The organism is Arachnia propionica (genome assembly GCF_003859805.1).
GTDB lineage: Bacteria > Actinomycetota > Actinomycetes > Propionibacteriales > Propionibacteriaceae > Arachnia > Arachnia propionica_C.
In genome coordinates, this window is record NZ_RQZG01000030.1 from 1 (window position 1) to 13,231 (window position 13,231).

Annotated in this window: 13 protein-coding genes; 8 read left to right on the forward strand and 5 right to left on the reverse strand. The window is 67.3% G+C overall.

Features of this window, described 5'->3' with window-relative positions:
* Together EII34_RS15465 and EII34_RS15470 are read right to left on the reverse strand one after the other, a co-directional pair.
* Positions 1-1,726, reverse strand: a 1,726-nt coding sequence (locus tag EII34_RS15465; protein WP_124846068.1) for a WGR domain-containing protein, incomplete at its 3' end; no start/stop codon positions are given.
* Positions 1,727-1,777: 51 nt separating this feature from the next.
* Entirely contained in the window at positions 1,778-4,141 is a 2,364-nt protein-coding gene (locus EII34_RS15470; protein WP_124846069.1) for a DEAD/DEAH box helicase, read from the reverse strand.
* A 223-nt stretch (positions 4,142-4,364) separates the two neighbouring features.
* Here EII34_RS15470 and EII34_RS15475 point away from each other — a divergent pair, with 223 nt between their 5' ends.
* The 3 genes from EII34_RS15475 to EII34_RS15485 are packed head-to-tail and all read left to right on the forward strand — an operon-like array spanning position 4,365 to position 5,684.
* A complete protein-coding gene (locus EII34_RS15475) occupies positions 4,365-5,006 on the forward strand; it encodes a WD40 repeat domain-containing protein (protein ID WP_124846077.1) in 642 nt (213 codons plus the stop codon).
* Positions 5,007-5,053: 47 nt separating this feature from the next.
* Complete coding sequence (locus tag EII34_RS15480; RefSeq protein ID WP_124846070.1) at positions 5,054-5,353, forward strand: nucleotidyltransferase family protein; 300 nt, start codon at positions 5,054-5,056, stop codon at positions 5,351-5,353.
* Positions 5,340-5,684 carry a HepT-like ribonuclease domain-containing protein gene (locus tag EII34_RS15485; RefSeq protein WP_221620321.1) on the forward strand — a complete coding sequence of 115 codons (345 nt, stop codon included), beginning with the start codon at positions 5,340-5,342 and terminating at the stop codon, positions 5,682-5,684. The genes EII34_RS15480 and EII34_RS15485 overlap by 14 nt, the downstream gene beginning before the upstream one ends.
* Positions 5,685-5,800: 116 nt before the next feature.
* Here the strand turns inward: EII34_RS15485 and EII34_RS15490 are convergent, their stop codons facing one another.
* Positions 5,801-6,223, reverse strand: a complete 423-nt coding sequence (locus EII34_RS15490; RefSeq protein WP_124846071.1) for a hypothetical protein — start codon at positions 6,221-6,223, stop codon at positions 5,801-5,803.
* 3 nt (positions 6,224-6,226) lie between these two features.
* Between EII34_RS15490 and EII34_RS15495 the strand changes: the two genes are divergently transcribed.
* A complete protein-coding gene (locus EII34_RS15495) occupies positions 6,227-7,042 on the forward strand; it encodes a WD40 repeat domain-containing protein (RefSeq protein WP_124846072.1) in 816 nt (271 codons plus the stop codon).
* Here the strand turns inward: EII34_RS15495 and EII34_RS15500 are convergent.
* Positions 7,032-7,379 (reverse strand): type II toxin-antitoxin system PemK/MazF family toxin, encoded by a 348-nt coding sequence (locus EII34_RS15500; protein WP_124846073.1) that lies wholly within the window; start codon positions 7,377-7,379, stop codon positions 7,032-7,034. The two genes, EII34_RS15495 and EII34_RS15500, sit on opposite strands and share 11 nt — an antisense overlap.
* Positions 7,366-7,605 carry a ribbon-helix-helix domain-containing protein gene (locus EII34_RS15505; protein ID WP_260425198.1) on the reverse strand — a complete coding sequence of 80 codons (240 nt, stop codon included), beginning with the start codon at positions 7,603-7,605 and terminating at the stop codon, positions 7,366-7,368. The genes EII34_RS15500 and EII34_RS15505 overlap by 14 nt, the downstream gene beginning before the upstream one ends.
* Positions 7,606-7,677: 72 nt before the next feature.
* On the opposite strand from EII34_RS15505, the gene EII34_RS15510 reads away from it, so the two are divergent.
* The 4 genes from EII34_RS15510 to EII34_RS15525 all read left to right on the forward strand — a co-directional run.
* Complete coding sequence (locus EII34_RS15510) at positions 7,678-9,531, forward strand: WD40 repeat domain-containing protein (RefSeq protein WP_124846074.1); 1,854 nt, start codon at positions 7,678-7,680, stop codon at positions 9,529-9,531.
* Between the two features lie 94 nt (positions 9,532-9,625).
* Entirely contained in the window at positions 9,626-12,406 is a 2,781-nt protein-coding gene (locus EII34_RS15515) for a hypothetical protein (RefSeq protein WP_124846075.1), read from the forward strand.
* An 8-nt stretch (positions 12,407-12,414) separates the two neighbouring features.
* Positions 12,415-13,041 (forward strand): hypothetical protein, encoded by a 627-nt coding sequence (locus EII34_RS15520; RefSeq protein ID WP_124846076.1) that lies wholly within the window; start codon positions 12,415-12,417, stop codon positions 13,039-13,041.
* A 6-nt stretch (positions 13,042-13,047) separates the two neighbouring features.
* A partial coding sequence (locus tag EII34_RS15525; RefSeq protein ID WP_221620322.1) for a hypothetical protein occupies positions 13,048-13,231 on the forward strand: 184 nt, incomplete at its 3' end.

Here is a 13,231-nt window from a genome sequence, read left to right on the forward strand (position 1 = left end):
TCAACGGGGCAAGCTCGGCCACAAACCGGGAATCGCCCAACCAGCCGGCACCCGTGAGACACCACGACTGCTTCGCCACCGCCCCCGAAGCCAACCAGGCCCGGAACACCGCCACCGCGAACCCGTCCCGACTCACGACATCGGCGCGGTCGCGTACCGCCGCGACAAGAGGGTGGTCGGTGTCGGTGCTGAGGGCCTGGAACAGCTGGGTGATGTGCTCGGGGGTAAGGCGGTGTCCGTCGACGATCAGCGGCGGCAACATCGCCAGATCGAAGGACACCGCTGGGGGTTTCGGCAGGCTGGTAGCGGCCTCGACCCACCAAGTGGTGTCGGTGGGGAGGTTGGGGGTGGTGGCCTCGGCCAGGAGTTCCTCCACCACTGCGCGGATGGGTCCGGTGGTGTCCGGCAGGAGATCCCGGAGCTGGTCGATGGTGAGGGTACGCAGGGTGGGTTTCAACTGCTCGGCCTGGGATAGGGTCAGGCGAGCCTTCAGGGCCTGGCTGATATGAGAGTTCAGCCACTCGGTGGCGACCGGGCCAGCCTTCGTCGCCAGGAGATCCAGGAACAACGGCACCACACCCGGACCGTGGGCCACTGTTGCGATGTTGCGGGCATAGGCCATCGCCCCATTGGGGCTGCGGTCCTCGCTGGCGATCTCGCGCTTCAGCAGGTCGAGCCCGTGATGGCCCGTCGCAATCAGCCACGGCACGGCATCGACCATGCCCAGCCGCAGCCTGTGCCTCGTCGCGAATTCCACCCGGGCCTCGGGGGTGGGAAGCAGGAGAGCCACCAGTGCAGTGACCCGTTCCTCGAAGGCCTCTTGGGGGATGTCGTCGAGCACCCGCCACGCCTCCTCCTCGGAGAGGGCGCCCAGCGCGGCACGGATGAAGGGCCCCGTATGGGTGAAATCCCACACGCAGGGGGAATAGGTGTACATCGGCTCGGACAGGGGCGGAAGGGACGCCAGGATGCGCTGCCGCTCCTCCTCGGGCAGAGCCATCAGGATCGGACGAGAGGCCAGTGCCTCCGGCAGGGCATCGTGCGCCCTTACCCACCCGGTGACAGCCGCGTCGCGAATACCGCCCTTCAGCACCGCATTCAGCCAATGCGGCAGCTCGATGTGGGGGTCTGACCTCTTCGCAGCGGCCTTGCGCTCCTCGAAGTGGTTGCGCCACCACTCCCGCCGCTCCGCGCTGGGCAGGGTGGTGAACAACGGCTCGATGGTCACGAGCGGCACCTCCCCCAGGTAGGCATCCTTCTTCTCAGGCGGGATCACCACCCGCGCGGCGCGCTCGGCCTCGTTCCTGGGGTCGAAGGACTCCTCATCCACCTCGACGACGACCTCCCGGCTCAGGTCATAGGCCAACTCGAACGGCGTCACCCTCAGCCCCAGATCATCCGCCGCCGCATCCGAGACCACCACCGGCTCCACCACCACCGGCTCCGCAACGGGAGCAGGCGCCGTCTTCGGTGTCGGCTCGGTGGGCGCCACCGGGGTCAACGCCTGCGTCGACGCCCCCTCCTCATCCGTGTACCCCTTCTTCACCTTGGAGGCGACCTGCTTCTCCGCCTCCGCCAGGGCCTTCTCCGCGGTGTCGTACTGCTTGGTCTTCGTCGTCCCCGCCGACCCGCGTCGACCGTACCGGACGGTCACGAGATCATCGGCCACGTCGATGTACCAGAACTTGTCAGAATTACCCTCAGTCAGGCTCAAGCGTCGCTGCATGAGGAGCACCCTAGAGCACACCCCTGACAGAAAAACCTCGCGCTCTCCGGTTCACTCCCCGATTCCGAGCATGCGGTATCCCCTCGACCGGCGTCGGAAGGCCGCGTCAAGCATCGGGACGTCCGCGTCGTGGAAGTCGTGGACGAGGGCGATGTCCTTGCCGGGAGCCGCCCTGAGCACCCGTCCGACGCATTGGATGAGCAGCCCCTCGAAGGCGATGGGGGCGGCCAGGAACACGGTGTCGAGGCTCGGGGCGTCGAACCCCTCCCCGATGAGTGATGTGGTGCCGATCAGGATGGTCCCGGCACCGTGGCGGGTCTCATCCAGCTGCTCCACCACCGTCCGACGTTCCACCGCGGTCATCCCGCCCCGCATCAGCAACACGGAACGTCCCCGCCCCTGAAGCAGCTGGGCCAGATGGTCCACGTGCGCCACCCGCCGCGTGAGGACGAGGCAGTTGCGCCCACGCTCCGCCGCGGCGACGACCTCGACGCCGATCAACGCGTTCCTTGCCTCATCCGCGGCCAGCGCCCCGTAGACCTCGGCGACGGACTCACCGTCGCCGTCCGCGAGTCGGAACCCGGTCCGAGTCACGATCAGCCGTCGAGGCGGCCCCCCGCTCTCCGGGGCGAAGAGCGTGGCCGGGCCGATCCCCTCTCCCATTCGGTGGCGAACCGGCCCGCACTGCCACTCGACGATGCCGTCCAGCCCGTCGCGACGATTCGGGGTGGCCGTCAATCCGAGCCAGAACCGAGCAGGAATCCTCGAGATGGAGTGCTCATAGGCCGCTGCGGCAGCATGGTGGCATTCGTCGACGATCACCTGGCCATACCCACCAGCGATCTCGGCGACATCATCACGACGGGCCAGGGTGGGAAGCATGGCGATGTCGACCACCCCGGTCAGGCGTTTCCGCCCGCCTCCCAGCTGTCCGGGCTTCACACCGAGCAGGGCAGCCACCCGATCACGCCACTGATCCGCAAGAGTCTTGCGATCGACGAGGATGAGGGTTGAGACAGCCCGCTCAGCGATGACGGCACACGCCATGACGGTCTTTCCTGCCCCGGGCGGGGCGACCAGCACCCCGTCCTCGTGGGCGAGCAGCGCATTGACGGCCTCCGCCTGATCGACCCTCAGCTCCCCGTCGAAGCTGACCTCGATCTCCGCGCCGGGCTGCCTGGCATCCTCGACGTCGAGGCGTGATCCTGCTCGACCGACCAGCGTCTCGACGGTGTGGCGCAGGCCCCGCGGCAGCACCAGCTCACCGTCGAGGGTGACGTCGTAGCTGCGGATGAACCGAGGCGTCCCCCATGTTTCCCGGCGAAGTCGTTGCAACTCGTAGAAGCGCGGATTGATCAACGACGCGGCGTGCTTGAGCGCGGTCACGGTTGCCGGGGGAAGATCCTCGATGCGGACACGAAGATCGGCACCCAAACGGACATGCAGCACCGAGGGCAGCGGCGGGTGGATGGCCGTCGCCCGGGAACGCCGGGTGGAGCGTACGTCGCCGCCCACCTCGGGCGGAGTGGCGTGCCTCACCCGATCGGCCACTTGCGAGGGTGACAGCCGGTCCAGCGTGGACAGGTACTCCCACTGGTCGGGGAAGGGCTCCAGTGTTGCCGGGTCGAGGAAGCAGGTCAGGCCATTTCGTCGTCGTTGACCGTTGAGTGGGGCTGCGATGAGGTTGCCGTACCCGCCCTCAGGCATGCGGTCCTGGTTGGGGAACAGCCGGTCGTAGGAGTTCAGCTCCATGGTGCCGCGTTGGGCCATGGCGTCGCGCAGGAGGGAGAGGCCGATGGCACGGGCCGAGGCCGCTGGCACCAGGTGGGTGAAGAACATCCAGACGTGCGCGCCTCTACCGGACTGGGAGATCTCCAGCGCCGCCGGCACCTCTGCGCCATGGGCCGCCTTGAGATAGGCGATGGCGTCGAGGAGGGCTGTCGACCCATCGAAGTCGACGGCGAGGAAACCGCAGCTGGAGTCGGCATGGAGCGGGTAGAAACCGATGAACTCCTCGCCCGCCAGGTGGGCGTAGCAGACCTCCTCGGTGAGCGGGAGATTCTGGGCCAGTGACCGATTCATCCCCTTGCGCCAGCCACCCGCCACCGCAGGCATCCACCCGGCCTTGCCGGTACGTCGGTTCTCCCACCGCACGGCGTAGTGAGCGGGATTGGCGCGGAACAAGGACCGGTACAGGGCGAGCTTGTCACCCAGGGACGACGCGTGGGTCACCGGACCAGCAGGGGAAGTAGCCCCGGTGACTTGGAGCAGCAGGTGGGATGCAGCGGGCTGTGTGGGGGTGGGAGTCGTGTCCTGGCCCTGCAGCTGGAGGATCCTGCCGAGGCGCGCATTCTCGGCCCGGAGCCGCCCCAGCTCCGCACGGAGCTGGCTGATCTCGCGGGAGGGATCCGTCATGGATCGAGGCTACCGGCTTGACCCGAAGGACTCGCTGGACGAGCCGTGAAGCGAGCGGTCAGGACCGCTGGCGTCTCTGGCACACGGTGCTGGCACCCGGGCTGCGCGAACATGTTGCGGAGTCGCGGGCTCCTCGCTGGCGCTGACGGTCCGATGCGACCAGGGGAAGAAGGACACCCACGGAGAGTCTGCAATCGCGTGCCAGCATAGAATCCGGGACGTCATGAGCATTGCTTGGAGTCCCGACGGCCGCCGCATCGCGGTGATCGACCCTGACGACGTCGTGAGGGTGCACGATCTGCATGGCGGCACCGTGACCACGGTGGCAACCTTCGACCGGGACACGGCATGGTCGCTCGCCTGGCACCCCGACTCGACGCGGCTCGCGATCGGGACGGACCGCCCGGAGGTCCTCGTCGTGGGCGGAGAGCGAGTGACGTACGCGGTCGAGGCGACTCCCATCGACCTGGCATGGTCTCCCGACGGGGTGCTGGCCGTCCCGGCGCTGGAATCCCCCGCCACCGTGCTCGCCTGGCGACCCGACGGCGCCGAACTGGCCTCCGGGAACGACGACCTCCGCCTACAGATCTGGTCCCCGACCACCGGGAACCTCCTGCGCAGTTTCCCGGAGCAGGCCGAGATCTGGTCGCTGCAGTGGTTTCCCGACAACCGCACGGTGGCCCTCTTCGGTTTCACCGGCGACCCCTACCGGAGCTGGCTGCGGGACACCCGGAGCGGCGACCGCCACGAACTCCCCAGACTCACGGATCTCTCCATCATCAATGCGGCGTGGAGTCCCGACGGGAGCCGCGTCGCCGTCGTCGACGACGATGATCGCCTCCAGGTCCGCAATAGGCTGCGCTGACAAGTGCTTCTGCCCTCAACCCCCGGAAACGGGGGTAGTATCCAACCATGTTGGATCTGGGCATCGATGAGCGCCGGTTGACAGAGCTGTGCGACCACTACGGCATCATGCATCTGGCCGTTTTCGGATCCGTCGCCCGTGGTGAGGCGACAGCTGACAGCGACATCGACCTGCTCTACGACCTGCGACCTGGTGCGCACCTTGGTTGGGAGATCGAGGACCTCACGGATGAGCTCAGCGAAGTGTTCGGCGGGAGAGCCGTGGACCTGATATCCCGATCAGCCCTGCACCCCCTGATTCGGCACCAAGTGCTGACCGAAGCGGAGCCAATTCATGTCACGTCCTGAGCTGCTCTACATACATGAGATGGAAGGCGCCATCTCCAGGATTCTGGAGATCGTTGGAAATCATTCAACGGAAACTTTCCGACAGGATCAATTACGACTGGACGCCCTCCTATGGAACTTCACAGTTCTTGGGGAAGCTGCCGCAAAACTCAGGCCCTCCCTCGAAGCAATCTATCCGGAGATCCCTTGGAGACGACCCATCGGATTACGCAATCGCATTGTTCACGGGTACTGGTCGATTGATCTCGAGATTCTAATGGCGACAGCCCGCAAAGACCTTCTTCCATTGAAAAACCAGTTGAACAAGATCGTCTCAGACCTGTCAGACTGATCTCCGACGACTCTGCCACAGATTTCGCCCTGCCCCGGACCCATCACCACGACTGACACTCGACGGTACCCAGCTGCTCGGTATGACCGGGGACGGAACCATCGTGTGGGACGTCGTCACAGCTCGATGATCTCCAGGTCCTCGACCTCGCCGTCCTGCCCTACGGTCGCGACGATCTGCATGTCGGGCAGCGCGCTCCGACTGCGGAGCCACAGCGCGAGATCGTGCTGGTGGGCCCGCACCTCGGCCAGCCACATGTCGGCGACGAGGTCGTCGTGGTCCTGAGGGGTGGGCTCAAAGTCGCTCTGCGACCAGCAGCACTCGTTGACCTCCACGGCGATCCGACGCAGCAGGGCGTCGAGGTCGACGCGGCCGAGGAAACCGTTCCACTGGGCAACCAGCCGCTCGGCCTCGGAGGCTGCGGGTGAGCTGCCGGTCTCGTCGTCCAGCGTGAACGACACCGCCGAGGATGCGCCGTTCACGGTGAGTGCCACGACGCCGCGGAGCACCCCGGCATCGGGGTGAAGGTCCTGGATCATGACATGGGACGATACCGCCATGATCGTCCTCGAGCACCCGGCCCACGTCTTCACGGTCGGCTGGCATCCGGAAGGTCGCCTCGTCGCGACGGGGCCGTCGACGGTGCCCGCCTCTGGGATGCGACCACGGGCCAGCCGCTGCGGCACCTCCAAGGCGACGAGGTCACCGCCGTCGCCTGCAGCGGCACCCTGTGGGCCACGGGCGGGCACGACGGCACGATCCGGATCTGGAATGACGCCGACCTCGTGGCCACACTCGACGGCACGGCCTTCGCCTGGCACCCCGACGGGACGCGGCTGGCGGTGGTCCACGGGGAGCGGGTGTCGCTGTGGGAGGCCGCGACCGGCACCTCGACCCGCTGGTTCGAGCTCACCCGCCCCGCGACTGCGGTGGCCTGGAGCCGGGACGGCCGCCGTGTCATCGCGGGCGGGACCGCTTGGCATGAGGGTCGGGTGGCCGATCTCGGCCATTCGGGGCAGCTGGGTGCTCTCGCGTTCAGCCCCGATGGCGCACGATACGTCACCTCCTCGCACGGTCACACCGCCCCGGTGCGTGACTCCAGCAGCGGAGCGGAGGTCCTGGCGCTGGATCACGGTGAGGCCTGGCTCATCGGCGCCGACTGGAGCCCTCGCGGCGACTGCATCGTCACCGGCTCCAACGACCGGAACCTACGATTCTTCCACCCCACCACCGGCGAGCTGCTGCGCACCGTCGCCCACCCCGACTGGATCTGCACCGTCGCCTTCAACCCCACGGGCACCCAGCTGGCGATCACCGTCGACGGCGACGCGGCCCAGGTGCTGCCGATCACAGATTGAGGTGGAGCCGCAGCGCCTCCTCCAACTCCACGAGCTTGCCGATGCCGAGGCGTCCGATCACAGGGCCGACCCGCCCCACGGCCACGGCGCGGATCTGCTCCGCCTGCGCCTTCGAGTCATGGTCCAGGCCGGTCTCCCCCGCGTCCAGGAAGACCTGGAAACGATGAAGCCGCGTGACGTTGCCGGTCACCGGAACCACCGTGACCACCCCGCGTCCGAGACGCGCAGCGATGGCGTTCGCGTCATCGTTGCTGACCACGACGGCTGGACGACGTCTGTTGGCCACGCCGGGCCGGACCGGGTCGAGATCGACCAGCCGGATCTCACCGCGTCGCATCGCGCAACCCATCCGAGGCCGTGGTGTCCCAGAGGGTCGCGTCCTCCGACTCCTCCCACTCCTCCCACGCGGTCTCGTACTCCCGCTGCAGATCCGGGTCTCCCAACAGGCGAATGGCAGCCTGCACGGCAGCAGACCGGGACCCGAGCCCGGCGGAGTTCGCGTAACGATCGAGGAGCGCAACATCCCCCTCGGTCAGGCTCACACTCAGCTTCACCCGCGCCATGCCCCCAGTGCACTACTGCGTTCCTACCAGAGTAGCTCGCACTTTCCCCGCCAGGCATGCAAGAATCCCCGCATGATCGAGGGCGAGCATCCGCACGAGACCGCGCGGGCATGGTCGCCGGATGGCTCGCTCCTGGCGACGGCGGGGCTCGATGGCCACTGCCGGATCTGGGACCCCGACTCCCCGGATCCGCTGTTGGAGCTGCCGCACTTCCTGGGGGTGCTGGCCCTGGCCTGGAGCCCGGACGGCAGCCGGATCGCGACCGGGGGCGAGTCCGACTGGATCCACATCTGGGATGCCGCCACCGGCGAGCACCTGCGCCGCTTCGTCTCGGACCTCGTCGTGCTGGAGCTCGCGTGGCGCGACGACATCCTCCAGGCGGTGACCGCGGACGGGATGGAGTCCTGGCGGGTCGGGTCCGGGGAGTTCCTCGGACTCACCCCGCCCCGTTCGTACCCGCCGCACTCCGGCGACATCCGCACCGTCGCCTGGAGCCCCGACGGCCGGTGGGTGGCCTCCGGCTCCGAGGATCAGACCATCCGGCTCTGGGACCCCTGGCTTCAACTGCGCCGCATCCTGGCCGCACCCGGCCCCGTCAGGGCGCTGGCCTGGCACCCTGACGCCCGCACGCTCGCTGCCGCCGTCGACGCCGAGGTCCTCCTCTGGGACGTCACCACCCGGACCCCGCCCCGCAGCCGCCCCACCGGTCGGCTCCGGGATCTCGGCTGGAGCGCAGACGGGACGCTCCTGCTGGGGTGGTCCGACGACGCCGTCATCCTGTGTCACCCGGGAGACGGCACGATGGAGCGGTATCCCGTCGATGACGTGCTCACCGCCGCCCACGGCGTGCGCGGCCCAGTGGTGGTCAGCCGACGGGATGCCGTCGTCGAGGTCCGCGATCTCCTCGGCAATCGGCTGCGCTCCGCCATCGCCCAATCCACCCCGTGCGCAGCGGCGATCAGCCCCTGCGGTGAGCTACTGGCACTGACCTACCACGACGATGTCCCGCGAGTCTGGTCCCTCATGGGCGACGATGTCGTCACCGAGCTGACGGAGGTGCGGCGCCACTGGACCAACCTCGCGTGGCACGGCGACTCCACCCGGCTGCTGCTCCACGGCGGCCCCTCCCCCGCCCTGCTCTGGGATCGCGCCACCGACACCGTCGGGGAAGTTCCCGGTGAAGGGCTCGGCCGTGCCCGCAGCATCGCCTGGCACGCCGACCGCTTCGTCGCCGCGAACCCGAGGATCGGACTTGAGATCCACGACGAGGTCGGCCTCATCGCCCAGACAGAGGATGCCCTGTGGAACACTCCTGTCCTCGCCTGGGCACCGGATGGCCGTCGCTTCGTCGTCGGCTCACCCCTCTGCCCACCCCGCATCTGGCATCTCGACCATGGCCCCGGCCCCCGGCTGGGCGCGTCCGTGGAGAAAGCCGCGTGGAGTCCGGACGGGGCTCACGTCGTGACCCTGGATCGGGGGAACCTCCTCCAGGTGTGGCGCGCTGATGACAGGGCGCTGGTGTGGCACACCCAGTTCGACGGCTGGGTCACCCTCACCTGGTCCCCTGACGGCAGTCACCTGGTGGGCACCGTCGAGAAGGACGGGCAGGCGACGAGGTGGGCCTTCACCGCTGATGGGGCATCCGCAGCGCAGACCGACGTCCCCGTCGAGGATCCCCCGTTCCACCCGACCGGGATCAAGGTGACGGTGTCCCGCGACGGCGTCGTCCGGCTCTGGGACACAGGGACCGGCGCACAGCTCACGCCGCAGATCGAGCACTTCCCCGACGGTGAGGTCGTCGTCCGCAACCCGGTCACGAAGCGGATCACCCATGCCACGGACGGAGCCACCCGGTGGCTGGGCACCCCGGGCCTCACCGATCCACTGATCCGCCACCACGCGGACCCGACCCACCGGCACCTCTGACTGAAAGGCCGACGGCATCAGCGTCAAACGCCTACCTCCACGGGACCGAAGGCCGCTACGCTGATCCGAGTACCCGACGCTCGAGGAGGAGCCGATGACGACGGCCGCGGCGGCACTGCCCCCACCACCGGACACGCGCGAGCAAGCCGGTCGGCTCTACAACGACCTGATGCGCCTGCAGGCCACCACCATGAGAACCGCTCTCGGCCGGTGGAACGGCGAGGGGGTGCCGGGCTGGGTGGGTGAATCCACTGATGCCCACATGGACTCGATCCGCCACCTCGACACCAAACTGACCGAGGTCATCAACGCCATGGGTCAGGTGAAGGAGCAGGTGCTCAGCTGGATCGAGGAGCTGAGGATCGTCATCGAGGTCGACCTGCCACGGCTGCACAAGAACTGGGAGGCAGTGAACGACTGGCGAACCAACGAGCTCCAGCGCGTCCAGAACGCCGTCGACTCCGGCGAGTACGACCCGCTTTTCGGTGCCCTCAGGGGTCAGGGGATCGAGAACGAGGCAACGGAACAACAGCAGGACCTCAAACGCAAGTACCAGGACCTTCTGGAGGCGCTGGATCAAGAGGCCCTCGTCCTGGCGAGGAACGTGGCCGCGGCCCGGGACCTGTTCCTTCCTCCCGACACGGGGCACACCCGGGAGGAGATCGCGACGAATCTCTTCGATGACAACTCGATCCTCGAGGGGCAGCAGAAATGGGAGCAGGCCAAACGCCGGGCACCCGAGATCGCCGAGCACCTCGCAAACGGTCTCGAGGACATCGAGGGGGACACCAAGGAGGAGAAGGCACTGAACTTCCTCGCGAAGTACGGACCCGACCTCGAGGACCCCTACACAGCGACGGCGGTGAGCACCCATGTCCCTCCCGATCAGGTCGTGAAGCAGACCATGGAGGCCTTGGACTCCGTCACCGACCCCACCGTGACCCGCACCTACCTGGCCAAGATCGGTACGTTCATGACCCTGGCCTCCGGCGGGGTCAGCGTGTCACCGGATCGACAGGCCGACCAGGAACAGTTCCTTCTTGTCGCCCCGGCACTCGCCCAGGAGGGCCGAAGCGTGGCCGCTCTCCACCAGAATTACGCGCAAGCGATGACTGAAGCCCTTGAAGAGGACTTCTCCCTTCCCCAGAATCCCGGGCTCACGATTCGCGGGGCCACCGTCATACCGCAGATTCTCGGGCAGGCAGCGCTGACCGATCCCGATCTGGCGGCCAGCCCAACTCTCCTGCAGGCGCAAGGGGCGCATGGGTCATTTCTGGAACGCATCGTTCAACACGACGCACGGATGATGTCCAAGGTCGACGGGAACTTGGTGCCGTGGGGGCACGGTTTCCATCCCAGTCTCAACGACGGGCCCGACGATCCGGTCCATTCCGTCCTGACCCTCATGGATCGACCCGAGTCCTTGGGGGCGGAGTCACCCGAACGTCTGCTGGAGAATGATCAGCTGCGGGCGGCGGCGGCAAAGAACTTCCTCGCATCGGACATCGTGCTGCATGACACGAATGGCGACGGAAAGTTGGACGACGATGACGCCACGATCAACGTCACACGCCATCTCATGGGCGGCCGAACCGTGAATGACTCGGGCTCGCCCTACCTCTCCACGACGTGGCAGTCCTACTCCGGCTTCCCCGACGGCGGGGAGGTCATGGGGGAGCTTGTGGCGGAGGCCTCCCTCCCGGAATCCCTCGGCAGCGGACGACCTACGACGCCACATGAGGACAAGGACTGGTGGGAGCGAGAGAAGGCCGGGGCGAAGATCGCCGAGAACTTCCTCCTGGGCTACCAGGATGGCCTTGACAGATACGAGCCGCCCGGCGGCCCCGATGATGGGCAGCGCGCCTACGGCCGTGAGAATCCCCACCTGCGTTCCTGGGCCGACGAGATCCTGGGGCCTCGCCTCAAGGGAATCGGAAAGAGCATGAGCGGGAACGTTGACGGACACGCAGAGGACCACGACCCCACCTCCAACCGGTACCTCATCACCTTGACCTCCGACGAAGCTCTCCGACTCCTGGGGCCCGGCGGTGTCTTCATGGATCTGGCCTTCGAGGGCGCCTCCCAGTACGAGGACTCCCTCACCTCGCCCTCCGAAGGCAAGCGGGTGGATCTCGAGAATCCCAGCACCGTGGACAACCTGCTCCTCTGGGCGAGCAAGGGCTACGACGAGGATGTCCGGACTGTCCTGGACCTGCCCAAGGGTCCGCAGCAGAACCCGACCTCGGGGGTCCAGAAGGAGAGCGAGCACTGGGCACCGATCTTCGAAACCCTCTTCACCGCACCAGAGGGGGCCTCCGCCCAAGCGATTCAGGCGGTCAGCGACAGGAACGCGGCCTGGCAGAACTCAGCACACCAACTGGCGGATGTCTCGGTGTCCCTCGCCGGCACCGGGAAGAACCCGTTGACCGGCCCTGCCGCCGAGATCGTCAAGACGATGGTCCTCGACCCCATCATCGAGGACTCCCATCCGACCGGCTACAGCGCAGCGGACGACTTCGTCTCCAAACAGCAGCTCACCGTCCACTACATGTCCAGCATCCTGGCGAACGCGGCCCTGGAGAAGATCGACTTCTCCGAGGCGCCTACGCTGCCCGAAGCAGCTCAGGACCTCGAACTACCCAAAGAACTCTTTCAGGATGGCAGATTCACCTCCTTGGACAAAATGGAGGGTCAAGATCGCATCAACGCCCGACAGGCTCTGCACGACTATCTCTACGGGCAGTTGGGCGACTGGGAGTTCGACGATGCCCGGACAGCCATGAAGCTGGAGGCCCTGGCCAACGATGCGGATCAACGGGGCACTCGCCTCCGCACCGAACTGAGGAACCGGACCCCCTTGGGACGAGACGAATGAGGTTGGCCATGCGACGTACCCGGACCTGGCTGTCCCTCCTCGCGGCCATCCTGCTGGCAGGCTGCACCGCACCCCCTGCCACCCCAACACCCCCACCCAGCCCGACGGCCACCACCCAGAGCCCCACCGCCGTCCACATGACCTCCGAGACCCCCGACGGATTCACCCTCGACCTCGCCCCCGGATGGCAGACACAGATCCGCCGCACCGACCGTCTCGTCGCCTACCAGGCTCCCGAGGGCGAGCCCATCAACTACAGCCGAGCCCGCCTCCAGATCATCCGATACCCCCGCGACCGGGCACTCAGCCACCTCCAACAGGACGGCTCCTCCGGCTACTGGGTCGAACCCAGCCACGCCCACGACCACTTCTGTCCAGACCTCAGCGTCCGTCTCACCCGCCTGCCCGGACGCACCATCGGAGGGGAGCAGGCATACGGGTGCGGCGGCCACTTGGAAAACCGCTGGGACGCCGAGAGGTATGAGCAGTGGATCATCGTCCGCCATGACGGCCTCTGGATCTTCCAGCTCATGGCCGCCGACGGCGACACCGAACTCCCCCCGGCCCTCCACCAGATGCTCGACTCCTTCCGCTGGACCACCCCCGAGCCCTCCCCCACCACCTCCCAGAGCTGAACCACCATGACCCCGCCCAGAACCGCAGCCGCGCTCATCGCCCTGACCATCACCCTCACCGCCTGCACCCCCACCGCGCCCGAACCGCCCCCGGCCACGCCCACCAGCCCCACCCTCGTCCACATGTCCACCCGCCAACCCGACCCCTGGGACATCACCATCCTCGACGGCTGGGAGGTCGTCCACCGCA